Below are 23109 nucleotides of genomic sequence, written 5' to 3'. Positions count from 1 at the left end.
CCGGCTGCACGGGGCGCTGCAGCGCAGTTCAGATTCTGCTGCTGCCCCCAGCGCTCCCGGTCGGGCGCCCGCAGTGCGCCGCACTCACAGCCCTTCGATCAGCGGCGCCTCCCCCATCAGCACTTCCATCTGGCGCGCCACGGCGTGACCCTCGCCCAGCAGCAGCACCTGGCGCAGACTGGCCAGCATGCGCTGCGCAAACCCCAGATCATTCATCAGCGAGCTCGCCACCAGGCCGGGCAAGGCCCCGCTGCGGATGCCGGCGAACAGGTGCTGGCGAAACTGGTCGGCAAAGTTCTGGTTGCGGTCGTCCAGTGCCTGCAGCTGGGCAGCCCATTCGGTGTCCGGCGCATCGGAGCGGCCCAGTGCGCGCACATCGCGCAGCGCCAGCAGCACATGGTGGCGCAGCTCGATATAGCTGCGCCGCGCCGCACTCTCGGTGGGCTCCGGCAGGTAGCGGTGCATATTGCGCTGCAGGCGGTGGGCGTTCTTGACGGCATCCACCATCTGGAAGGCGGCCACCTGGCTGTCGTGCCAGAACTGTTGCTGGGCCGGGTCGGCCGGCAGGTCCACCTTGCCCATGAAGGCCAGCAGCTGGGCGTACACGCCCTTGATGTGCAGCTGGTAGAGCCGGTCGGCATCCACACGCTGCAGCTCCACCCGGGCGCGCAACTGGGCATCGTCGCGCGGCGGGTCTTCCAGCATGGCCAAGGGGCAGTACAGCGCATGGCAGATCACTTCCAGGCTCAGCCGCCCCATGTGCTGCAGCTCCTGGGCCACGGCACGTGCCGCGCTTTCGGTGGTCTGCAGCGCACTGGTCTGCAGGTAGCGGGCCTGCGTGGCTTCGGCGGCCTGCTCGGTCTGGGTGGCGATCAGCACGGCGGGCTCGGCCTTGTCCGGCAGCCAGCGCGTGAGCGCCGCCGCCAGCTGCGGCTGCCAGGGCCAGAACAACAGCACTCCCAGCACATTGAACAGGGTATGGAACAGCGCCAGCTGGATCAGCAGATTGCTGCCCGCGCCAAACCACCCCGTGGCCTGCACCACCAGCCAGCTCAGCGGTGACAGCAGCGCAAAGCTGACCACGGCCGTGCTGCAGTTGAACACCACATGGGCAATGGCCAGGCGCTGGCCGCTGCGGCTGCTGCCGATCATGCCCATCACGGCCGTAGATACGCTGGAGCCCACATTGGAGCCGATCGCGATGCACAGCGACTGCTGCAGCTCCAGCTGGCCGCTGCCCAGGGCCGCCAGCGTCAGCATCAAGGTGGCGTGGCTGGACTGCACCACCACGGTGATCAGCGCCCCGACGGCCACAAACAGCAACGCGCCCTGCAGACCGTCGGCGCTGTAACGCTGCAGGTCCATGTCGCCAAAGCTGGTGAAGCCCTGCTTGATCTCGTCAATGCCCAGAAAGATCAGACCGATGCCCAGCAACAACCGCCCGATGGCCGCACCGCGGGCACCGGAAAAGCCCAGCAGCACCCCGAACACCAGCAGCGGCATGGCCAGTGGCGCCATGCTCAGGTTCTGGCCGGCCATGGCCAGCAGCCAGATGCCGCTGGTGGCTCCCAGGTTGGCGCCAAACAGCACGGCCAGGCTGCCCGCCAGGGTGATCAGGCCGGTGCTCAGAAACGCAATCGTCAGCAGCGACACCAAGGTGCTGGACTGCAGCAAAAAGGTGGCCACACAGCCGAACAGCAGACCTTTGCCCGGGGTGGCCGTGCTGGCGGCCAGCAGCGTCTGCAGGCGCCCCCCGGCCAGGCTTTTGAGCCCCTGTTCCAGTTGCTGCATACCGAACAGGAACAGCGCCAGACCGGCGCACAGCGTGAGCCAGCCCGGGCTGAACCAGAACGACCAGGCCAGCGCCCCGGCGGCCAGCGCAATCAGCGAATGTTTGGAATACGTGGAATACGCTGCGGCCAGCACGGAGGATCTCCCGTTGTCATACGGCGGTCATATGGAAGGCATATGGCGGGCATATGGAAAAGCGGCTGAGCTTAGCGGAAGCGGTCCATCTCAGGGCCTGCCCGCACTTGACCTGCATCAACCGCCTCTTGCGACGCCATTGCAGCACGCCCGCGGGCACCGCGCAATGCGACACCTGTGCGACGGCACCTCATGGTTTCCCGGGTTGCCCCTGCGCTGCGTGCTTTGCAAGCTGGCAGCACCTCCGCTTCCCCTTGCCGCCATGTCCCACGCCCTGATTGCTCCCGCCACGCTGCACCGCTGGGTGCAGGACCTGTGGACCGCCGCCGGCTCCAACGCCCGCGAAGCAGCCCTGACCGCCGACCACCTGGTGCAGGCCAACCTCAGCGGCCACGACTCCCACGGCGTGGGCATGGTGCCGCGCTATGTGCTGTCCTGGCAGGCCGATGCGCTGCAACTCAACCAGTCGGTGCGCGTGGTGCACGACGGCGGCAGCCTGCTGAATCTGGACGGCCAGTGCGGCATGGGCCAGGCCGTGGCCGAGGAAGCCATGGCCCTGGCCATCACCCGCGCGCAGCAGCACGGGGTGTGCATCCTGGGCCTGCACCACAGCCACCACATCGGCCGCGTGGGCCACTGGGCCGAGCAGGCCTGCCGCGCCGGACTGATTGCCATCCATTTCGTGAACGTGCTCTCCAGTGCCTTGGTCGCGCCCTGGGGCGGGCGCCAGGCCCGCTTTGGCACCAACCCCTTCACCATCGGCGTGCCGGTCGACGGTGCGCCCCCGCTGCTGCTGGACTTCGCCACCAGCGCCATCGCCATGGGCAAGGTGCGCGTGGCGCTGAACCAGGGCCACGCCGTGCCGGCCGGCTGCCTGCTGGATGCCGACGGTGCCCCCACCACCGACCCGCAGGCCATGTACCCGGCCACCGGTGACGACATGGGTGCGCTGCAGACCTTCGGCGGCCCGGTGGCCGGGCACAAAGGCTATGCGCTGGCGTTCATGTGCGAATTGCTGGGTGCGGCCGTGGCCGGCGGCCAGACCATCCGCCCCGCCACACTGCAGCGCAACGCCGGCGTGTGGAACAACATGCTGGCCATTGTGTTCGATCCGGCCCGTCTGGGTAGCAGCGCCACGCTGGGCCACGAGGTGCAGGCCTTTATCGACTGGGTGCGCTCCGCTGAATGCCAGCCCGGCGTGCCAGGCATTGCCGTGCCCGGAGAGCCCGAACAGGCCATGCGCCGCGCCCGTGCCCAGGCCATCCCCCTGGATGCCGCCACGCTGGCCGAGCTGGACCGTGCAGCGGCCCAGGTGCAGGCCGCACGCGGCAGCGGGCCGGGGCCGCTGTCCGCGCTGGTGCAGACCGGTTCCTGAGCAAGCCGCAGCTGCTCACTCCTTGACCCTGCGGCCTTGCATGTCGGCGCCAGGCTGCTGGCAGAGACCGCTCAGACCGGCGAGACCAGCGGGCGACCGGCCAGATGGGCCTGCACATTGGCCACAAAGCGGTCCACCGTGGCCTGCACCGATTCGGGCGACCATCCGGCCACGTGCGGCGTCAGCAGTGCATTGGGCAGATCCAGCAGATCCTGGGGAGCGAGCGGCTCGCTCTCGTACACGTCCAGCGCGGCAAAACCCAGCTCGCCGCTGCGCAGCGCAGCGGCCAGGGCCTGGGTATCCACCACGCTGCCGCGGGCGATGTTGACCAGGTGGCCCTGCGGGCCCAGGGCGCGCATCACGGAGGCATCCACCAGGTGCAGGGTCCCGGCGCCGCCAGGCGTGGCCACCACCAGCACATCGGCCCATTCCGCCAGCGCCAGCAGGCTGTCGAAGTAGGTCCACGGTGCATCGGCCTTGGGCGAGCGGTTGTGGTAGCCCACCTCCATCTCGAACGCCTGGGCACGCAGCGCGATCTTGCGGCCGATGGTGCCCAGACCCAGCACGCCCAGGCGCTTGCCGGTGATGCCCGCGGGCAGCGGCAGCGTGGTGCGCCACACCCCGGCACGCAGCTGTGCACCGTAGTAGTCCAGCTGGCGCACGCTGGCCAGCACCAGGGCCAGGGTGTGGTCGGCCACGCAGCTGTCATTGGTGCCCGCACCGTTGCCGGTGGCAATGCCACGCGTGCGGGCATGGGCCACGTCCACTTTCTCGTAGCCGGCCCCCAGCGCGCAGACCAGTTGCAAAGCCGGCAGTTGGTCCATCTGCACCGCACTCAAACCCACGGAGCCGATGGTCAGCACCACCTGCACGCGCGCAGCGTGCTGCTGCAGCGCCGCCTCGGCGGCGGCGGGTTCGGGCGCGTAGACCAGTTCCAGACTGGGCAGGCGCTGGGCAATCTGCTGCAGATCCTCGTCGGCAACGACGGTGTTGATCAGCAGGATGGGGCGGGAGGCGGCGGCGATGGGGGCGGTAGCGGAAGTCATGAGAGTCTTTCAGGGGAACGCAGGAAACACAGCCCCGACCGTACCGCATTCCCTGCGCGTGGCCGTGCTGATATAGAACATGTGGACGGGCTATGCTTTCAGCGGTGCAGCTTCCGTGCCACCTTCGCTGCCATCCGCCTCACCGCTTTGCTGCAAGGCCCACATCTGCGCATAGCGCCCGTTCAGCGCCAGCAGCTCGCTGTGGCGGCCACGCTCCAGAATGCGGCCGGCCTCCATCACCAGAATCTCGTGTGCATCCACCACCGTGGACAGCCGGTGGGCGATCAGCAAGGTGGTCTTGTTGCGCGCCACCTGGGCCAGTTCCGCCTGGATGGCCCGCTCGTTGGCGCTGTCCAGTGCCGAGGTGGCCTCGTCAAAAATCAGCACCGGCGGGTTCTTCAGCAGCGTGCGGGCAATGGCCACGCGCTGCTTTTCGCCACCGGACAGCTTCAGCCCCCGTTCCCCCACGCGCGTGGCATAGCCCTGGGGCGTGGCCGCAATGAAATCATGGATGCGGGCCGCCTGGGCCACGGCCACCACCTCGTCGTGGCGGGCGCCGGGCCGGCCATAGGCGATGTTGTATTCCACCGTGTCGTTGAACAGCACCGTGTCCTGCGGCACGATGCCGATCGCGCACCGCAGACTGTCCTGCGTGACATGGCGGATGTCCTGGCCGGCGATGGTGATGCGTCCGCCCTGCAGGTCATAGAAGCGGAACAGCAGCCGTGCCAGCGTGCTCTTGCCCGAGCCGGAGGGCCCCACCACCGCCACAGTCTTGCCGGCCGGAATTTCGAAGCTCACATCCTGCAGAATGGGCCGCGCCGGATCGTAGGCAAAGCGCACCTGCTCAAAGCGCACGGCCGGCTCTCCCGCCAGCTGCAACGGCGCAGCATCCGGCGCATCGGCCACTTCGCGCTCCTTGTCCATCAAGGTGAACATGCGGTCCAGGTCCACCAGGCTTTGCTTGATCTCCCGGTAGAGCACGCCCAGAAAGTTCAGCGGGATGTACAGCTGGATCATGAAGGCATTGATCATCACCAGATCGCCCAGCGTCAGCGTACCCGCCACCACGCCCTGGGTGGCGCGCCACAGAATGGCCACCAACGCCACGGCAATGACCAGTTGCTGGCCGCTGTTGAGCAGCGTCAGGGTGCTCTGGCTCTTGAGGCGCACCTTGCGCAGGCGCTCCAGGTTCTCGTCGTAGCGCGCCGCTTCGAAGGCTTCGTTGTTGAAGTATTTGACGGTTTCGTAATTGATCAGCGAATCGATCGCCTGGGTGTGGGCGGCAGAGTCATGCTGGTTGGCCGCACGGCGAAACTGGGTGCGCCACTCCGTCACCTTGACGGTGAAGGTGATGTAGACCGCCAGCGCCGCCAAGGTGATGGCGGCGAACCAGGGGTCGAACTGCACGGCCATGATGCCCAGCACCAGCGCCACCTCGATCAGCGTGGGCACGATGCTGTAGAGCGAGTACGAGATCAGCGACTCCACGCCCTTCACCCCGCGCTCGATGTCGCGGGTCATGCCGCCGGTCTGGCGCTCCAGGTGGAAACGCATGCTCAAGGCATGCAGATGGAGAAAGGTCGCCAGCGCAATGCTGCGCGCCGCGCCATGGGTGGCCTTGGCAAACACCAGCTCCCGCAGCTCCGAGAACAGCGAGGTGCACAGCCGCAGCAGGCCGTAGGCCAGCAGCAGGCCCACGGGCACCACCAGGATGGCAAGCGGGTCACCAGGCTTCAGCGTCAGCGCATCCACCAGGTTCTTCAGCAGCACCGGCACGCCCACATTGGCCAGCTTGGCTCCCACCATGAACAGCAGGGCGGCGATCACCCGCCATTTGTATTCCCACAGATAGGGCAGCAAACGGCGCAGCGTGGCGGCGTCACGGCCAGAAGCCTGGGGCGTGGTCGTGGAAATGGGATCGGGGGGAGCGGCGTGGTGGCGCATGCGGTGACAATTTCGCAGTTTTGTTGTTTTGCGAGATTGTGCCCATGTCCACCCCCAACTCCCCCGCCCATGTCACCTTGCCCACAGACAAGGAGCTGGTGCTCAAGGTCATTCCCATGCCCGGCGACTGCAATGCCAATGGCGATATCTTTGGCGGCTGGGTGATGTCGCAGGTCGATCTGGCCGGCTCCGTGCTGCCGGCGCGCCGCGTGCAGGGCCGCATGGCCACGGTGGCGGTGAAGGAATTCATCTTCAAGCAGCCGGTGCGCGTGGGGGATCTGCTGTCGTTCTATGCCCACCTGTCGCATGTGGGCCGCACCTCGGTGACGGTGGAGGTGGAGGTCTATGCCGAGCGCATCCAGCGCCAGGGCCGCTACATCAAGGTGACCGAGGCCACGCTGACCTATGTGGCCATCGACGAAGCCGGCCGCCCCCGCGCCATTCCGCCCGAAGTCAGCGGCAACTGAAACGCCTGTGCCGCCTGAGGCGGCAGCACACCCGCCTGCAGCACTGCGGGAGCAAGATCCCGGCCTTCCGCAGTGGCCGCCCTCCCGCAGCACAGGAGGGCGTGGCTGGCTTACACGGCCAGCGAGGACGACGAAGACGAGGTCTCGTCGGCCAGTTGCAGGCCCGTGCTGCTGGACGTGCCGCTGGCGCTGCTGCTGGAGAATGCGCTGCCGGAGCTGGAAGCGGTGCCGCCTGCCCCCACCTGGATGTCGCCGCTGAGCTGGCCGCCTTCTTCGATCACGATCTTGCCGTAGCGGATGGAGCCGCTCACCTTGCCGGTGCTGAAGATCACCAGCTTCTGGCGCACGGTCAGGTTGCCATTGAACTCACCGTGGATTTCGGCGATGTCGATCTCGGCGGAGCCACGGAACGCGCCCTGCTCGGCGATCTGGATCACGCGGGAATTCATGGTTGCCTCGACCGTGCCTTCCACCACCAGGGTGTCGCAGTCGGTGATCTCCACCCCTTTGAGCTTGATGTTGGGGCCGACGGTGAGCTTGCTGCCGCTGCTGTCACTGGATGCCGAAGAGGTGCTGGAGCGGGGGCTGGTGGAAGACATGCTGGTGCCGGATGTACTGGATGTGCTGCCGTAGCTGCTGGAACTGCCTGTGCCCAGCGCACTGCCGCTGGTCGAGGTACGTGTGGAAAAAGTGTCGTTGTCGCGCTTGCCGAAAAAGGGGTTCTGCACTGCCATGGTTCCTCCTGCGAAAAGCTGCATCCTAGAAAGGATGTTGTGCAACGAAGACAGCAAGATCGCAAGAGTTGTAAGCAAAAATCGCACATGCAACATGCACTTGCAGTTCTTTCGTTTGCAAGTATTTTGAGAGCATGCGACGCTGGTGCGGCGCGCTTCGCCAGCACTTGGGCTTGCACATCATGAAACCGCAAGGGGCGTACGGCAGTGCCGCGCCCGGCCGACTTCGTGTCGGCCGTGATTACGAGACGATGTAGGCCGCCGCACCGGCGGTCAGCAAGGTGCCGTCCTCACCCAGGAACTCCATGCGCGTGGATGCCACGCGCGAGCCCAGGCGCAGCACACGCGCCTGGACACTGAACACCTCGCCAATCCCCTGGCGCAGAAAATCCACCCGCAGGTCGATGGTGCCCAGGCGCGCAAAACGCTGCATGCGCTGCACCACCGGCTCGTCCATGTGCTTGGCAGCAATGGCGGCCATCACCGCCACGCCCCCCATGGCATCCAGTGCAGCGCTGATGGCACCGCCGTGGAGGCGGTTGTAGCCAAAGTGGCCCACCAGCTCGGGCTTCATCACCATGCGGGCCTGGGCCTCCTGCGGGGTGACGGAGACCAGCTGCAGGCCCAGCACCTTGTGGAAGCTGATCAGCTCCTCCGTCAGCTGGCGCATGGCGGCAATGAATTCCGGCTCGAACGCCGTGGGAACCGCGGGGGTCTGGGGCATGTCCATGTCCTGTCCAATCAGGAACAGCCTGTGGCTATGCGGCCGCAGATTCCGGACCTTGCGCTTCGGAATCCGCCACCGCCGGAACACAGGATGCTCCTATTTTTAGCGTGCAAAAGTCCCACGAAAACGGCCCGCAGCAGATGCTGTGGGCCGTGGCACGGGGGATCGGGCATCGCTTCGCCGGATGGCGCTGCGGGAAGCAGCCGGAGCCCCCGGCCTGCCGGTCTCAGCAGTGGCTGAAATCGGGCTTGCGCTTTTGCATGAACGCGGTGAAGGCTTCCTTGGCCGCAGGAGCCGTCAGCATGCGGCCGAAGCTGGCACCCTCTTCGGCCATCTGTGCCTTCACGGCGGCTTGCTGGCCGCCCTTCATCAGGCGCTTGGTCTCGATCAGCGCGCTCACGGGCTTGGCCGCCAGCTTCTTGGCCTGTGCCTGGGCATAGGCATTGACTTCAGTGGGCGGCAGCACGCGGTTGACCAAACCCACTTCCAGCGCGGCCTCGGCCATGAAGGGCTCGCCCAGCAGCAGGGCTTCGGCGGCACGGTGGTAGCCCAGCATCTGCGGCAGCAGCAGGCTGGAGGCCGCTTCCGGGCACAGACCCAGATTCACGAAAGGCATGGAGAACGCGGCGTTGTCACCGGCGTAGACCAGGTCGCAGTGCAGCAGCAAGGTGGTGCCGATGCCCACGGCCGGGCCGGCCACGGCCGCCAGCAAGGGCTTGGGGAAACTGGCAATGCCGTGCAGGAAGCGGAAGGTGGGGCTTTCCTGCGGCAGGCCCTGGCCGTCCTGGCGGTTCAGGAAGTCGCCGATGTCATTGCCGGCACTGAAGATGGTGGCATCCCCCTGGATCACCACCACGCGCACCGCGTCATCGGTGGCGGCGCTGGCCAGGGCATCGGCCATGGTGCCGTACATCAGCTGCGTGATGGAGTTCTTCTTGTCGACGCGGTTGAAGGTGATGGTGCGCACACCGGCTTCGGTGTGGACCAGGATATCGGAGGTGGTTTCGCTCATGGATAGGCTTCCTGGGGAGAAGGAAAAATCAGCACGCTGTGCAGCCTGGCTGCACACAGCGACGCTTCACTCTTTGTAGTACACGGTCTGGTGCGATGTGGCCAGCAACTGGCCTTTCGCATCCCAGACCTGGGCGCTCTGGTCGAAAAAGCCGTTGCGGAAAGCCTGGGCATCGGCCTGGCCCAGCACATGCTGGTCGCCCTGCGCAGCGAGCTGGGCACGGTCGGCATGAAAATAGGTGGTGATCGACACCGTGCCCGCCGGCACCCGCCGCGCACGGCGCAGCCACACGCGGGGGAAGAACACGTCGCACAGCGCCGCCAGCGCCGGAAAATCCAGCGCACGCGGCGGATTGTCGCGCACCCACAGCTGGCTCACGGGCTCGTGCGCGCTGTCGTCCCACACTTTGGGAATGGCACCGGTCACCACGCGCATGTCGTAGCGCTGCAGCCACTCCATGGCGCCGGTGGTGTCGAAACGCTCGCAGGTGGCAGGGTCGGGCATGTGGGGCGGACGGCCGTCTTCGATGCTGAAGGTGTCGCGCCGCACGGCCGTCACGGCCGTCGCCGTGGTGGTGACCTGCTGATCGCCGTTCTCGTCATCCTGCAGCAATACCACCGTCCAGTGCTGGGTGGAGCGGTTGGTGCGCACCGGAGTGGCTTCGATGCGGTAGGGCCCTGCAGCCACTGGGCCGGCAAAGTTCACCGTCAGCGCCACCGGATCGCCCAGGCAGTCCGGGTGCTGCAGGATGCTGTGCAGCATCAACGCAGCGGTGGCGCCACCGTAGGGGCCCACCATGTTCCAGTAACCGGCGTGGGTATGGCCTTCGTAAACCCCGGGCTCGCGCGGCTGCAGCGCCAGCATGGCGTCCAGCGCATGGCCTGGGGGGGTGCTCGAATCTGTCATGTTGCCTCCGTGAACCGATCACCCTGCCCCGCCGCCATCGAGGGCGCAGCAGGGGGGCAATGCTTGGCCACCACTGTAGCGGGTTCCGCCAGGGCCGCCTGACTCGCAGGCGCCACCGCCGAACCGCCATGCGGTCGCCGCGGCAGCCCCTCCATGTCACCCGCCGGGCCCAGCCACTGCTCCAGCACGGCCGCCGCACGCGGCCACAGCGTATCGGCCATGTCACGGCGGAAAAACCCGAAATGCCCGATGCGCGGCTGACCGGCATCGGCAGGCCGCACCCGTTCGAGCACCTGGGGGGCGTTGCGGTACCAGCTCAGCAGCGAACGCGTGCTGTTCCAGGACATCATCTCGTCGTCGGTCATCGACAGCGCATGCACCGGATAGCGCACCGCGGCATAGCTTTGGCGTGCACGCTCGCCTTCCACGCCCAGGCTGTAGCTGGGGTGCATGCACCAGCGCCGCCACTGCCAGACCACGCCGGCCGGCAGATCGCCAATCAGCCCCAGGCGCTTGCCCGGCAGACAGCCGCACAACGCCGTGATCACAGGCTGTATGCACCACCACCACAGCAGCGCCTTGCGCTTGGTCGGCGGAGCATTGTCACGCCAGTAGCCGCTGCCGCTGGCAACGGTCAGCATGCCGTCCACCGGCAGCACCGGCCGGCACAAGCCCGGCAGCTGGGCCCCCACGCTGTGGCCCACCCACAGCACCGGACGCTGCAGGCCCTCGGCGGCGTCCAGCGCGCGCAGGTGCTGGGCCACGGCCAGGCAGTCCTGGGCCCAATCCAGCAGATCGACCTTGGCCTGGCGCAGCGGGCCCTGCAGCGAGGCCGCATGGCCCCGGTAGTCAAAAGTGGTCACGGCCAGACCGCGTGCGGCCAGCCATTCGGCAAACGCCGCATAAAAGGTTTGTGGCACGCCCACGGCCGGTGCCAGCACCACCCGGCCGCGCACGGGCGCGTCGGTGGGCTGGCAGTGGCGCAGCGCCAGCCGGGCATCGCTGCCCGGCACGGCCAGCTGGGCTTCGGTCCACCCGACTGGTTGCAGAAGGGTGGTCATGGCCTCAGACGCTCTCAAAGATGCCGGCGGCGCCCTGACCGGTGCCCACGCACATGGTCACCATGCCGTACTTCAGCTTGTGGCGGCGCAGCGCGTGGACCACGGTGGCCGCACGGATGGCACCGGTCGCCCCCAGGGGGTGACCCAGGGCAATGGCACCGCCCATGGGGTTGACCTTGGCCGGGTCCAGACCCAGGCTGTTGATGACCGCCAGCGATTGGGCGGCAAAGGCTTCGTTCAGCTCGAACCAGCCGATGTCCTGGTGGTTGATGCCGGCATAGCGCAACGCAGCAGGAATGGCTTCGATGGGGCCGATGCCCATGATTTCGGGGGGCACGCCGCGGGCGGCAAAGCTGACGAAGCGGGCCAGCGGCGTCAGGCCGAACTGCTTGACGGCCTTCTCGCTGGCCAAGATCAGCGCACCGGCGCCATCGCTGGTCTGCGAGCTGTTGCCTGCCGTCACGCTGCCGCGTGCAGCGAACACCGGGCGCAACTTGCCCAGCGCTTCCAGCGTGGTGTCGGGGCGGGGACCTTCATCCAGGCTCACGGTGCGGGTCCTGGTGATGACTTCGCCGGAGGCCAGATCGGGGCTGCGGTCGATGATGTCGATGGGCGTGATTTCGTCGGCGAATTCACCCGCCTGCTGGGCGCGCACGGCACGCAGGTGGGATTCCAGCGCGAAGGCGTCCTGCATCTCGCGCGTCACCTTCCACTGCTGGGCCACTTTCTCGGCGGTCAGGCCCATGCCGTAGGCAATGCCCACGTTTTCGTCCCGCGCAAAGATCTCGGGATTGAACGAAGGTTTGTTGCCGCCCATGGGCACCATGCTCATGGACTCGGCACCGCCCGCGATCAGCACATCGGCTTCGCCCACGCGGATGCGGTCGGCCGCCATCTGGATGGCCGTCACGCCCGAGGCGCAGAAGCGGTTCACCGTCACGCCGCCGATGGGGTGGTCGAACGCCAAGCCCACGGCAATGCGCGCCATGTTCATGCCCTGCTCGCCTTCGGGGAAGGAGCAGCCGATGATGGCATCCTCGATCGCCTTGGGGTCCAGCGTGGGCACCTGGGCCATGGCGGATTTCAGCGTGGCCACCAGCAGATCATCCGGACGGGTGTTCTTGAAATAGCCCCGGCCCGAGCGGCCGATGGGCGTGCGCGTGGCGGCAACGATGTAGGCGTCTTGTACTTGTTTCATGGTTCTTGTCTCCTTGCCAATCAGTTGCGAACCGGCTTGCCGGTGTTCAACATGCCCAAGATGCGTTCATGGGTCTTGGGTTGGCCGATCAGGTGGCAGAAGGCCTTGCGTTCCAGCGCCAGCAGGTATTCCTCGGTCACCAGCGAGCCGGCATCCACGTCGCCGCCGCAGACGATCTCGGCAATCATCGAAGCGATCTTGAAGTCGTAGGCGCTGATGAAGCCGCCATCGCGCATGTTCACCAGCTGGGCCTTGATGGTGGCCATGCCGCTGCGACCTGCCACCGGGAACAGGCGTTTGAGCGGCGCGCGCCAGCCACCCGCAGCCATGGAGCGGGCTTCGTTGATGGCGGTGAACAGCACCTCGTCCTTGTGCGGCACGATCAGGTCGGAATCCAGCAGATAGCCCAGCTTGCGCGATTCGATGGCACTGGTGCCCACCTTGGCCATGGCCGCAGCGGTGAAGCCCTCGGTCAGGAAGGGCAGCACATCCTTGCTGGTGGACTGGGCCATGTTCTCGGCCGCACGGCGGGCGATATAGGTCAGGCCGCCGGCACCGGGGATCAGGCCCACGCCCACTTCCACCAGGCCGATATAGCTTTCCATGTGCGCCACGCGGCGGGCGCTGTAGACGGCCAGCTCGCAGCCGCCGCCCAGGGCCATGCCATGGATGGCCGCCACCACCGGCACCTGCGCGTAGCGGATGCGCAGCATCATGTTCTGCAGCTCGGCTTCGATGCTTTCGATGGCGTCGGCGCCCCCGATCACAAAGGCGGGCATGGTGGCTTCCAGATCGGCGCCCACGCTGAAGGGCGCGTCACCGGACCAGATCACCATGGCCTCGAAATCGCTCTCGGCGGTTTCCACGGCTTCCACCAGGCCTTCCATCACCTCGGGGCTGATGGCGTGCATCTTGTTCTTGATGCTGGCGATCAGCACCTGACCGTCCAGCGTCCAGGTGCGCAGCGCCTTGGTCTCGGCAATGGTGGTGCCGGCCGTCTTCCAGTCCGGCAGGCTGTCTTCGCCCAGCAGCTTCTCGGGGAAGATCTGGCGTTCATAGACGGGCAGCACGCGGCGGGCGACAAACTTCTTCTGCGCCGGGCTCCAGGAACCTTGGGCCGTGTGCACGCCGCCGGCTTGCGCCACCGGGCCTTCGAACACCCAGCGGGGCAGTGGCGCCGTGGACAGCGCCTTGCCGGCATCGATGTCTTCCTGGATCATCGTGGCCACCTGCAGCCAGCCGGCTTCCTGCCAGAGCTCGAACGGGCCCTGCTTCATGCCGAAGCCCCAGCGCATGGCCTGGTCCACATCGCGGGCGGATTCGGCAATCGTCTCCAGGTGGATGGCCGCGTAGTGGAAGCTGTCGCGCAGAATGGCCCACAGGAACTGGCCGGGGGCGCCTTCAGCATTGCGCAGCAGCGGCAGGCGTTCGGCTGCGGGCTTCTTCAGCATGCGGCCATAGACCTCGTCGGCCTTCTGGCCGCCGGGCACGTAGTCCTCGCTGTCCAGCTCGAACTGCAGCACCTCGCGGCCCACCTTCTGGTAGAAGCCTTTTTTCGCCTTCTGGCCCAGATGGCCCAGGTCCAGCAGTTTCTGCAGCACGGCGGGCGTGCCGAAGTTGCCGTAGAAGGGATCGGTCTCCGGGCTCAGGTTGTCCTGCAGCGTCTTGATCACATGGGCCATGGTGTCCAGGCCCACCACGTCGGCGGTGCGGAAGGTGCCGCTGGAGGCGCGGCCCAGCTTCTTGCCGGTCAGGTCATCGACCACATCGAACGTCAGGCCAAAGTTCTCGGCCTGCTTCATTGTGGACAGCATGCCGGCAATGCCGATGCGGTTGGCGATGAAGTTGGGGGTGTCGTGCGCGCGCACCACGCCCTTGCCCAGACCGCTGGTGACAAAGGCTTCCAGCTGGTCCAGCACCTCGGGACGGGTGGTGGGGGTGTTGATCAGTTCCACCAGCGGCATGTAGCGCGGGGGATTGAAGAAGTGGATGCCGCAGAAACGCGGCTTGATGGCATCGGGCAGCGCCTCGCTCAGCTTGGTGATGGACAGGCCCGAGGTGTTGGATGCCACCAGCGCATGCTTGGCGATGAAGGGGGCGACCTTGGTGTAGAGGTCCAGCTTCCAGTCCATGCGCTCGGCAATGGCTTCGATGACCAAATCGCAGCCTTTGAGCAGCTTCAGGTGCTCCTCGTAGTTGGCCGCCTGGATCAGGTCGGCATCTTCAGCCACGCCGATGGGCGAAGGCTTGAGCTTTTTCAGATTGGCGATGGCGCGTTCGGCAATGCCGCTCTTGGGGCCTTCCTTGGCGGGCAGGTCAAACAGGATGACCGGCACCTTGACGTTGACCAGGTGGGCGGCGATCTGCGCGCCCATCACGCCGGCGCCGAGCACGGCGACTTTCTTGACGTTGAATCGGGACATGGTGTTCTGGGTGAAAAGACGCAGCCCCGGCCAGCGGCCGGGCTGCGTTGAAATTGGGGTGTAGGACGGGCGGGCGTGCGGTGCTTACGGCACGCGCACCCAGGTCTGGGTGCGGCCAAACGGGCCGATGGAGCCGCGCACCTCCAGCTTCTTGCCGTCGTCGATGGGAGTCAGGCGCAGGGTGTAGCTCTTGCCGCTTTCGGGGTCGAGGATCTTGCCGTCCTCCCAGACGGTCTTGCCCTCGGCCTTCTTGGCGCCGGTGATGATGGGCAGGCCCACCATGGGCTTGCCCTTGAGGCCGTCCTTGCATTCGGTGCAGACGGCGGCAGGATCGGCACCCTTGCGCAGCAGCTTGGTGACATGGCCGCTGAGCACGCCCGCGTTGTCACTGATCTGGATCTCCGATTTGGCTTCGCCGGTCTTGTCGTCCACGCTCTGCCAGGTGCCCACAGGCGTCATCTGCGCCCAGGCGGCAGACATGCCACCGACCATCACCACCACAGCAGCTGCCAGTACTTTTACGGTCTTCATATCCAGGTCCTTTCGGTTCGAACTTCAGGATTTGTCTCCACAGGCCGCTCCGCTGTTTGAGGGTGTTGCAAAGCGGCCTCCCCAGTGCATCAGGCCAGTGCGGCGTCGCTGTCCATCAGCGTCTTGCCGCCAGCGCGGGCGGTGCGCATCAGCGTTGCGGTTTCCGGGAACAGCTTGGCGAAGTAGAAGCGCGCCACCTGCAGCTTGGCCACGTAGAAGGGGTCGGTGTTGCCGTCGGCGATGGCGCGCAGCGACACCTGGGCCATGCGGGCGAACAGGTAGCCGAACACCAGGTGGCCGGCCACGCGCAGGTAGTCCACGCTGGCGGCGCCCACTTCGTCGGGGTTCTGCATGCCCTTGAAGCCGATTTCGGTGGTGAACTTGGTCATCTGCTCACCCAGCATGGCCACGGGCGTGATGAATTCACTCATCTTTTCGTTGACGCCCTCTTCCTCCACCAGCTTGGCGATCAGCTTGCCGAACTTCTTCAGCGATGCGCCCTGGTTGCCCAGCACCTTGCGGCCCAGCAGGTCCAGGGCCTGCACGCCGTTCGTGCCTTCATAGATCATGTTGATGCGGTTGTCGCGCACATACTGCTCCATGCCCCATTCCTTGATGAAGCCATGGCCGCCAAACACCTGCTGGCTTTGCGTGGTGGCGATCCAGCCGTTGTCGGTCAGGAAGGCTTTGACGATGGGGGTCAGCAGGGCCACCAGATCGGCGCTGTCGCTGCGCACTTTCTCATCGGGGTGGTTCAGTTCCTGGTCGATCAGCAGTGCGCAGAAGGTCGACAGCGCGCGGCCGCCTTCTGCATAGGCCTTGGCGGTCAGCAGCATGCGGCGCACATCGGGGTGCACGATGATGGGGTCGGCCGGCTTGTCTTTGGCCTTGGTGCCGGACAGGCTGCGCATCTGCAGGCGGTCCTTGGCATAGGCCAGCGCGTTCTGGAAAGCCACTTCGGTCAGGCCCAGCGACTGGTTGCCCACACCCAGGCGGGCCGCGTTCATCATCACGAACATGGCTTGCAGGCCCTTGTTGGGCTGACCCACCAGCTCGCCCACGGCGTCTTCCATCACGATCTGGGCCGTGGCGTTGGACTTGATGCCCATCTTGTGCTCCAGGCCACCGCAGTAGATGCCGTTGCGCGCACCCAGCGAGCCGTCGGCGTTCACCAGGTACTTGGGCACCACGAACAGGCTGATCCCCTTGGAGCCGGCGGGTGCATCGGGCAGGCGGGCGAGCACCAGGTGGACGATGTTGCTGGTGAAATCGTGCTCGCCAGCGGAGATGAAGATCTTGTTGCCGGTGATCTTGTAGCTGCCGTCGGCCTGGGGCTCGGCCTTGGAGCGCAGCAGACCCAGGTCGGTGCCGCAATGCGGCTCGGTCAGGCACATGGTGCCTGTCCATTCACCGCTGGTCAGCTTGGGCAGGTACTTGGCCTGCAGTTCGGGAGAGCCGTGGGCGTGCAAGGCTTCATAGGCGCCATGCGACAGACCGGGGTACATGGTCCACGCCTGGTTGGCGCTGTTGAGCATTTCATACAGCGCGGAGTTCACCACGAAGGGCAGGCCCTGGCCGCCGTACTTGGTGTCGCACGACAGTGCCGGCCAACCGCCTTCGACGAACTGGGCATAGGCTTCCTTGTAGCCCTTGGGCGTGGTCACCTCGTGCGTGGTCTTGTCCAGATGGCACCCTTCTTCGTCACCGCTGATGTTCAGCGGGAAGGTGACGTTGGCAGCGAACTTGCCCGCTTCTTCCAGCACCGCATTGATGGTGTCGGCATCCACCTCGGCATGCTGGGGCATGGCCTGGTAGGCGTCGGTCACCTTGAACACTTCGTGCATCAGGAATTGCATGTCGCGCAGGGGCGGGTTATAGCTGGGCATGGGTCGGTCTCCTCGGGATGTAGGTATGGGTCTGGAATGGCGCGGCAGCTCAGGCCTGGGTGATGCCGTAGCGCTGCAGGATGTTGTCAAAGCCACGCTGGGCGCGCGGCAGGGAGTCGGGCAGGCGCATGAAGCGCGCTTCGTAGTGCAGCACCAGGATCAGGCCATGCACTTCGAACAGCACCTGGGATTCATCGGTATCGGCGCGCAGGTCGCCGCATTCCTTGCACTGGACGATGGCGCGGCGCAGCGCGGCATGCCAGGTGCTGACCGATTCGACCAGGGCATCGCGCACCGGACCGGTGCGCTCGTCAAATTCAATGGCGCCGCTGATGTAGATGCAACCGGAATCCAGTTCGATGGAGGTGCGCTGCATCCAGTTGGCGAACAGCGCGCGCAAGCGCGGCAGGCCGCGCGGCTGGCGGATGGCGGTGAAGAACACTTCGTGCTCGAAGCGGCGGTGGTATTCGACCACCACGGAGATCTGCAGCTCTTCACGTGAGCCAAAATGGGCGAACACGCCCGATTTGCTCATGCCCAGTGCCTGGGCCAGCGCGCCGATGGACAGGCCTTCCAGGCCGATGTGCATGGCCATGTCGAGCGCGGTGTCGATGATGGCGGCCTTGGTCTGCTGGCCTTTGTGGGCGGCGCGCGGGCGGGCACCAGCGACCGGCGGCAGCGGTTGATCGCCCAGGGGGCGGTCATCGGAAACAGAAGTGGGAGCGGGCGCGGAAGCTGTCATGACACAAATAAAACGAACGATCGTTCTATTTTGCGCAAACTTCCGGCTTTCGAAAAGCTGACCAAGGGTAAACACTCAAACCCCGGATCCGCAGACTGTCGTGTTTACCCGACAGAAAGTCGGCAGGTGCGGGCAGAGGAAAGCCGCACTCCTCTACGAAAAAAGCCCCCGTCCCAGCACGCGGACGAAGGCCAGGCGCAGCCTCCAGGCCACGCTTGTGCAGGCGCAAAGCCTCAGATCAGCATGGCCAGGCTGGCGTCTAGGTGTTCGGTCGGCAGGCGGCGGAAGCCCGTGCGCGCAAAGCGCTGCATGCGGCCCAGCATGAAGGCGGTCAGCACACTGGCGGCCACATTGGCATCCACCGTCGGGGTGGCAGAGCCCAGGGCATCGGCAGCCGGACGCAGGCACTGGCGCAGCGTGGATTCGATGCGATCGAAGAACTGGTTCATGCGGGTCTGCAGGCGCTCGTGCTCGAACAGGATGGCGTCGCCCACCATCACGCGCACCATGCCGGGGTTGCGTTCGGCAAACTGCAGCACCACCCCCACGGCGCGGGCAGCGCGGCGGGCACCGTCTTCGGGCGTGACCGTACCTTCTTCCACTTCGCGGGTGACGATCTGCTGCACCAATGCAAAGACCGACTGCTCGATGAACTCGATCAGGCCTTCAAACATCTGGGCCTTGCTGGCGAAATGGCGGTAGAGCGCCGCTTCGCTCACCGACAGGCTGGCAGCCAGCGCGGCGGTGGTGATGCGGTCAGCACCGGGCTTTTCCAGCATGGCCGCCAGGGCCTGCAGGATCTGCTCGCGGCGCTCGCCTGGCTTGGGACGTTTGCGCGTACGCGTGGTATCAGCGGCAACGGCCACAGGCTCTTCGGTTTCGGCGGGCGGGCAAATCACTTCAGACACTGACATAAGGCATTTAAATGTAACAACGCAGTCATTCTCGCACAGCACTTTTCAAAAGTAACCGCTTGTCATGACTCGCCAATTTCGTCTAGGGCACCATGTCTTCCTGCACTGCGCACAGAGCCATGGGCACCCCACGAGACCATGGACTCCAGCCTGCCGGCACAGAGGCAGCGCTTGCACAAGCACGCCATCTGCCGCATTCCAGGTCCATGCAACCAGCCGACACCAGGTGTCCAAAGACACCAGCAGTGCACGGCCAACACTGCCCCTGCGGACATGCAATTCCCGTGCACAGCGGTCACAGCCGCCCATCCCCCGTCGTAACAACCATTGGGGACAGATAAAAAGTGTAGCAGCCCGTACATGCCGCGAGGGCATGAAGAAATATTGAAAGCCTTACTCTGGAAACACCAGGGTGACTTGCAGCCCCTGCTGGCCGGCCCCCGGCGTCAGCCGCAGCGCGGCATGGTGACCCTGGGCAATTTCGTGTGCAATGGCCAGCCCCAGGCCCGAGCCTTCGCCCACCGAACCCGGCAGACGGTAAAACCGCTCCAGAATACGCCCGGTTTCGCCCAAAGGCACGCCCGGCCCATCGTCCTCCACCTGCAGAAAAGCCTGCGGCTGGCGCCCGCCCAAGCGACGGCGCCCACAGCGCAGCGTGACCTGCCCGCCCGAGGGCGTGTATTTGATGGCGTTGTCCACCAGATTGGAGAGCAGCTCACGCAGCAGCCAGGCCTGCCCGCTGATGTACACGGCCTCCACCTCCAGGCCCAGATCGATCTGCTTGGCTGCCGCGCTGTCCCAGAAGGCTTCGAGCAGGTTTTCGCACAGCTCCTTCAAATCCACCCGCTCGTGTGCCTGGGACTGCACATGCCGCGCATCGGCGCGCGACAGGGCCAGCAACTGGTGGGCCAGCTGGGAGGTGCGGCGGGTGGCATTGCGCAGCTTTTCGATCTGCTCGGTCTTCAGAAACAGGCCGGACTGCGGCTGATCGGCTTCGGCCCCGGCAGAGGCCGGCCCCAGCCGTTCCACCTGGGCGGCCATCAGTGCCCAGGCTTCCACCTGGGCCTGCAGCGCCGCCAGGGGTGTGCGCAGCTGGTGGGCGGCATCGGCGACAAAGCGGCGCTGGGTTTCGGACTGTGCCTGCACCAGGCCGAACAGCCGGTTGAGCGACTGCACCAGCGGCCGGACTTCCTTGGGCGAGGTGGTTTCGTCAATCGGACTCAAATCGCGGGGTGAACGGCTTTCCACCGCCTGAGCAAGGTCCAGCAGTGGTTTGAACGCCTTGCGCACCGACCAGTAGATCAACAGCGCCGCCACCACCACCAGCAGCATATTGGGCAGCAGCACATGGGTGAGCAACTGGTGGCGCCACTGCTGGCGCACGTCAGAACCATCCGCCAGGGCCACCACCATTTCACCGGCACCCGCCGTCATGGCGCGCTGCACGGCCACACGGTAGGTAATGCCGCCGAACTCCTGGCTGTGAAATTCCGCCGCCGGTGTGGTCGGCACCACCACACTGATCCACGGGTCACCCGCCAGCACATGGCCGTCCAGGTCGGCCACGGCAAAGCCCGTGATGCCGCTGCGGTTGCGCACAAAGTCGTCAATGCTGGGGGACAGGGCCATCAGCGGCTCCATGTCCTTGCCAATGGCCGGCGCCATCACCGAATCGGCCAGCTGCGGCAGCAGGCGCAGCAAACGCTGGTCATGCTGGCCGGCCGCCGTCTCGGCCGAGCGATAGCCCCACCAGCTGCCCGCTACGGCCAGCACGCACACCGGCAGCACCAGCAGCAGCAGCAGCCGGTTGCGCAAGGTGGTCGTCATGGTGCCGCGGGTCATAACTCAGCGCTCCAGCACCACAGTCCATACCGCAGCAGCCTGCGACGCCGGAGCATGTGCCGCCAAGCGTGTCAAAAAAACCGCTGCCAACGCCGTGTGTGCGCCTGCTGCGCCATCCTCAGACCTGAATTGCATGGAGTTCCTTGATGCACAGGGTGCAGCCGCTCTGCGGGCCGCTTGCCGATCGGGATCAGTGGCCGCAGGGGCATGCGCGCTCACCGCTGCCACGATGTGAAGCACGCGGCCGCGGCGGCGCGCAAAGCACTGCGTTGCAGAGCCCACCTCAGGCGGCAGAAGAATCCATCGCCGCCAGCTCCAGCCGGTAGCCAAAGCCGCGAATCGAGCGCAGCGCCACACCGTGCGGCTCCAGCTTGCCGCGCAGGCGCGACACATAGACTTCCACCGCATTGGGGGTGATTTCCTTGTCCCAGCCCGTCAGCGCCTGCAGCAGCTTGTCTTTGCTGGCAGGCTTGGGCGCGTGGATCAGCAGGTATTCCAGTACCGTCCATTCGCGCGGCCCCAGGTCGATGGGCAGCAATTGCTCACCCAGCACCGGATCCTTGCTGCGCACGCCGGCGCTGCGCCCGGCCGTGTCCAGTTCCAGCGGACCAAAGCTCAGCACCGCCGAAGTGGCCGCCTGAGAGCGGCGCAGCAACGCACGCAGCCGGGCCAGCAGTTCAGGCAACTCGAAAGGCTTGACCATGTAGTCGTCGGCCCCCAGATCCAGCCCCTGCACGCGGTCCTGCAGGGCATCACGCGCCGTCAGAATCAGGACCGGCATACCGCTGCTGGCCATGTCCTTGTGCCGCAACCGGCGCGTCAGCTCCAAGCCATCCATGCCGGGCAGGCCGATGTCGATCACCGCCACATCAAAGGTTTCGGCCGCCAGCACTTCCAGTGCGCGTTCACCGCTGCCCACCCAGTCCACGGCATAGCCCGCGTCGGCCAGACCCAGCTTGATGCCACTGGCCACCATCACATCGTCTTCCACCAACAGCAAACGCATGCTCTGCACTCCTGACTCGTCGCTCTGTGTCTACGGGGTATGCAACCGCTGGAGCTGCATCCTGGAGCGCTGGCATGGCCGCCCAAAGAGCAACCACATGTAAAACAAGCAACCATGGCGCGCCATGTCGGCAGCTTCGTTCCGTTTCGAAACGGCGCCAACCCCCACTCTGTAGCGCGCGAGTGTACGCGGCCAGCCCTGCACCTGCAGAGCGGCTTTCCTGACCCTTCCGATCACTGCAGCCCGCATGCTCCACAAAAAACGCCTGCCGGCGCAGCTCAACTGCATGGGCAGGCGTTTCCAAGATGGCAGCTTGCGGCACAGCGCAAGCCCACGCTCAATGGCTGCGAATCATGGTGCCATAGGCCTGATCGGTCAGGATTTCCAGCAGCATGGAGTGCGGCACGCGGCCATCGATGATGTGCACGGCATTCACCCCGGCCTTGGCGGCATCCAGGGCGCCACTGATCTTGGGCAGCATGCCGCCGGAGATGGTGCCGTCGGCAAACAGACCGTCGATCTCACGCGCTGTCAGGTCGGTCAGCAGGTTGCCGGCCTTGTCCAGCACGCCGGGGGTGTTGGTCAGCAGCACCAGCTTTTCCGCCTGCAGCACGGTGGCCAGCTTGCTGGCCACCACGTCGGCGTTAATGTTGTAGCTTTCGTTTTCTTCACCGAAGCCGATGGGGCTGATGACCGGAATGAAAGCATCGTCCTGCAGTGCCTTGACCACGCTGGGGTCGATGGCCACGATATCGCCCACTTGGCCCACGTCGTACTCCACGCTCGGGTCCTTGTTGTCCACCATCTTCAGCTTCTTGGCACGGATCAGACCGCCATCGCGCCCCGTCAGACCCACAGCCTTGCCACCCGCCTGATGGATCAGGCCCACGATGTCCTGCTGCACCTCGCCAGCCAGCACCCACTCCACCACCTCCATGGTTTCTGCGTCTGTCACACGCATGCCCTGGATGAACTCCCCCTTCTTGCCCAATCGGTTCAAAGCGGTCTCGATCTGGGGCCCCCCCCCGTGCACCACCACCGGATTGATACCCACCAACTTCAGCAGCACCACATCTTCCGCAAAGTCCGCCTGAAGGGCAGGATCGGTCATGGCATTGCCGCCATACTTGATGACCATAGTCTTGCCATGGAACTTGCGGATGTAGGGCAGCGCCTGGGCAAGGATTTCGGCTTTGTCGCGGGGGGCAATGTGGGAGATGGTGTCGGTCATGGCAATCAGTTGCGCGTCGCTTGGAACAATACAAGATAGAAGAGATGCCGCATTGTGCCGCAAGTGTGTTGGCTCCTACCCCATCTACTCCCTGAGACAATCTGGCATCAGCGCTTACATCGAACACGCAGACCT

Annotated in this window: 19 protein-coding genes; 2 read left to right on the top strand and 17 right to left on the bottom strand. The window is 65.7% G+C overall.

What is annotated here, in order from left to right; all coding sequences use genetic code 11:
* Positions 1-84 precede the first annotated feature (84 nt).
* Positions 85-1926, bottom strand: coding sequence for a Na/Pi cotransporter family protein (locus QM470_RS17510; protein WP_272971411.1), 1842 nt, complete (start codon positions 1924-1926; stop codon positions 85-87).
* A gap of 262 nt (positions 1927-2188) precedes the next feature.
* Here QM470_RS17510 and QM470_RS17505 point away from each other — a divergent pair, with 262 nt between their 5' ends.
* Positions 2189-3301: a malate/lactate/ureidoglycolate dehydrogenase gene (locus QM470_RS17505; protein ID WP_283340156.1), complete on the top strand. Its 1113-nt coding sequence runs from the start codon at positions 2189-2191 to the stop codon at positions 3299-3301.
* 71 nt (positions 3302-3372) lie between these two features.
* Here QM470_RS17505 and QM470_RS17500 read toward each other — a convergent pair whose 3' ends face one another.
* Positions 3373-4347, bottom strand: a complete 975-nt coding sequence (locus QM470_RS17500) for a 2-hydroxyacid dehydrogenase (RefSeq protein ID WP_283340155.1) — start codon at positions 4345-4347, stop codon at positions 3373-3375.
* 90 nt (positions 4348-4437) lie between these two features.
* Positions 4438-6294 (bottom strand): ABCB family ABC transporter ATP-binding protein/permease, encoded by a 1857-nt coding sequence (locus tag QM470_RS17495; RefSeq protein ID WP_066540926.1) that lies wholly within the window; start codon positions 6292-6294, stop codon positions 4438-4440.
* A 44-nt stretch (positions 6295-6338) separates the two neighbouring features.
* On the opposite strand from QM470_RS17495, the gene QM470_RS17490 reads away from it, so the two are divergent.
* A complete protein-coding gene (locus QM470_RS17490) occupies positions 6339-6761 on the top strand; it encodes an acyl-CoA thioesterase (protein WP_066540928.1) in 423 nt (140 codons plus the stop codon).
* Between the two features lie 110 nt (positions 6762-6871).
* Here the strand turns inward: QM470_RS17490 and QM470_RS17485 are convergent, their stop codons facing one another.
* The 14 genes from QM470_RS17485 to argB all read right to left on the bottom strand — a co-directional run bounded on the left by QM470_RS17485 (position 6872) and on the right by argB (position 22974).
* Entirely contained in the window at positions 6872-7495 is a 624-nt protein-coding gene (locus QM470_RS17485; protein WP_283340154.1) for a bactofilin family protein, read from the bottom strand.
* A 241-nt stretch (positions 7496-7736) separates the two neighbouring features.
* Positions 7737-8219 (bottom strand): thioesterase family protein, encoded by a 483-nt coding sequence (locus tag QM470_RS17480; RefSeq protein ID WP_066541517.1) that lies wholly within the window; start codon positions 8217-8219, stop codon positions 7737-7739.
* Positions 8220-8448: 229 nt separating this feature from the next.
* On the bottom strand, positions 8449-9234 hold the full coding sequence (locus QM470_RS17475; protein ID WP_283340153.1) for an enoyl-CoA hydratase: 786 nt from the start codon (positions 9232-9234) through the stop codon (positions 8449-8451).
* A 66-nt stretch (positions 9235-9300) separates the two neighbouring features.
* Positions 9301-10140 (bottom strand): acyl-CoA thioesterase, encoded by an 840-nt coding sequence (locus QM470_RS17470; protein ID WP_218334222.1) that lies wholly within the window; start codon positions 10138-10140, stop codon positions 9301-9303.
* Positions 10137-11201, bottom strand: a complete 1065-nt coding sequence (locus tag QM470_RS17465; RefSeq protein ID WP_283340152.1) for an alpha/beta hydrolase family protein — start codon at positions 11199-11201, stop codon at positions 10137-10139. Before QM470_RS17465 ends, QM470_RS17470 begins: the two co-directional genes overlap by 4 nt.
* A gap of 4 nt (positions 11202-11205) precedes the next feature.
* Positions 11206-12399 (bottom strand): acetyl-CoA C-acyltransferase, encoded by a 1194-nt coding sequence (locus tag QM470_RS17460; RefSeq protein ID WP_283340151.1) that lies wholly within the window; start codon positions 12397-12399, stop codon positions 11206-11208.
* Positions 12400-12419: 20 nt separating this feature from the next.
* Positions 12420-14822, bottom strand: coding sequence for a 3-hydroxyacyl-CoA dehydrogenase/enoyl-CoA hydratase family protein (locus QM470_RS17455; RefSeq protein WP_283340150.1), 2403 nt, complete (start codon positions 14820-14822; stop codon positions 12420-12422).
* A gap of 84 nt (positions 14823-14906) precedes the next feature.
* On the bottom strand, positions 14907-15353 hold the full coding sequence (locus QM470_RS17450; RefSeq protein ID WP_283340149.1) for a DUF2147 domain-containing protein: 447 nt from the start codon (positions 15351-15353) through the stop codon (positions 14907-14909).
* Between the two features lie 89 nt (positions 15354-15442).
* Positions 15443-17239, bottom strand: a complete 1797-nt coding sequence (locus QM470_RS17445; RefSeq protein WP_283340148.1) for an acyl-CoA dehydrogenase C-terminal domain-containing protein — start codon at positions 17237-17239, stop codon at positions 15443-15445.
* Positions 17240-17288: 49 nt separating this feature from the next.
* Positions 17289-17981, bottom strand: coding sequence for a TetR/AcrR family transcriptional regulator (locus QM470_RS17440; protein WP_083520602.1), 693 nt, complete (start codon positions 17979-17981; stop codon positions 17289-17291).
* A 233-nt stretch (positions 17982-18214) separates the two neighbouring features.
* Positions 18215-18895 carry a nucleoid occlusion factor SlmA gene (gene slmA, locus QM470_RS17435; RefSeq protein ID WP_066540943.1) on the bottom strand — a complete coding sequence of 227 codons (681 nt, stop codon included), beginning with the start codon at positions 18893-18895 and terminating at the stop codon, positions 18215-18217.
* A 393-nt stretch (positions 18896-19288) separates the two neighbouring features.
* Positions 19289-20722 carry a sensor histidine kinase gene (locus QM470_RS17430; RefSeq protein WP_283340175.1) on the bottom strand — a complete coding sequence of 478 codons (1434 nt, stop codon included), beginning with the start codon at positions 20720-20722 and terminating at the stop codon, positions 19289-19291.
* Positions 20723-21020: 298 nt separating this feature from the next.
* Positions 21021-21743, bottom strand: a complete 723-nt coding sequence (locus tag QM470_RS17425; RefSeq protein ID WP_283340147.1) for a response regulator transcription factor — start codon at positions 21741-21743, stop codon at positions 21021-21023.
* Positions 21744-22080: 337 nt separating this feature from the next.
* Complete coding sequence (gene argB / locus QM470_RS17420; protein WP_279997767.1) at positions 22081-22974, bottom strand: acetylglutamate kinase; 894 nt, start codon at positions 22972-22974, stop codon at positions 22081-22083.
* Positions 22975-23109 lie beyond the last annotated feature (135 nt).

The sequence above is a fragment of the Comamonas sp. 17RB genome, assembly GCF_030056555.1.
Lineage (GTDB): Bacteria > Pseudomonadota > Gammaproteobacteria > Burkholderiales > Burkholderiaceae_C > Comamonas > Comamonas terrigena.
This window is presented reverse-complemented; position numbering and strand designations above follow the sequence as displayed.

Coding starts and splice junctions, on each gene's coding strand:
- QM470_RS17505 (WP_283340156.1), top strand. CDS start 2,189: ATGTCCCACGCCCTGATTGCTCCCGCCACGCTGCACCGCTGGGTGCAG.
- QM470_RS17500 (WP_283340155.1), bottom strand. CDS start 4,347: ATGACTTCCGCTACCGCCCCCATCGCCGCCGCCTCCCGCCCCATCCTG.
- QM470_RS17495 (WP_066540926.1), bottom strand. CDS start 6,294: ATGCGCCACCACGCCGCTCCCCCCGATCCCATTTCCACGACCACGCCC.
- QM470_RS17490 (WP_066540928.1), top strand. CDS start 6,339: ATGTCCACCCCCAACTCCCCCGCCCATGTCACCTTGCCCACAGACAAG.
- QM470_RS17485 (WP_283340154.1), bottom strand. CDS start 7,495: ATGGCAGTGCAGAACCCCTTTTTCGGCAAGCGCGACAACGACACTTTT.
- QM470_RS17480 (WP_066541517.1), bottom strand. CDS start 8,219: ATGCCCCAGACCCCCGCGGTTCCCACGGCGTTCGAGCCGGAATTCATT.
- QM470_RS17475 (WP_283340153.1), bottom strand. CDS start 9,234: ATGAGCGAAACCACCTCCGATATCCTGGTCCACACCGAAGCCGGTGTG.
- QM470_RS17470 (WP_218334222.1), bottom strand. CDS start 10,140: ATGACAGATTCGAGCACCCCCCCAGGCCATGCGCTGGACGCCATGCTG.
- QM470_RS17465 (WP_283340152.1), bottom strand. CDS start 11,201: ATGACCACCCTTCTGCAACCAGTCGGGTGGACCGAAGCCCAGCTGGCC.
- QM470_RS17460 (WP_283340151.1), bottom strand. CDS start 12,399: ATGAAACAAGTACAAGACGCCTACATCGTTGCCGCCACGCGCACGCCC.
- QM470_RS17455 (WP_283340150.1), bottom strand. CDS start 14,822: ATGTCCCGATTCAACGTCAAGAAAGTCGCCGTGCTCGGCGCCGGCGTG.
- QM470_RS17450 (WP_283340149.1), bottom strand. CDS start 15,353: ATGAAGACCGTAAAAGTACTGGCAGCTGCTGTGGTGGTGATGGTCGGT.
- QM470_RS17445 (WP_283340148.1), bottom strand. CDS start 17,239: ATGCCCAGCTATAACCCGCCCCTGCGCGACATGCAATTCCTGATGCAC.
- QM470_RS17440 (WP_083520602.1), bottom strand. CDS start 17,981: ATGACAGCTTCCGCGCCCGCTCCCACTTCTGTTTCCGATGACCGCCCC.
- slmA (WP_066540943.1), bottom strand. CDS start 18,895: ATGTCAGTGTCTGAAGTGATTTGCCCGCCCGCCGAAACCGAAGAGCCT.
- QM470_RS17430 (WP_283340175.1), bottom strand. CDS start 20,722: ATGACGACCACCTTGCGCAACCGGCTGCTGCTGCTGCTGGTGCTGCCG.
- QM470_RS17425 (WP_283340147.1), bottom strand. CDS start 21,743: ATGCGTTTGCTGTTGGTGGAAGACGATGTGATGGTGGCCAGTGGCATC.
- argB (WP_279997767.1), bottom strand. CDS start 22,974: ATGACCGACACCATCTCCCACATTGCCCCCCGCGACAAAGCCGAAATC.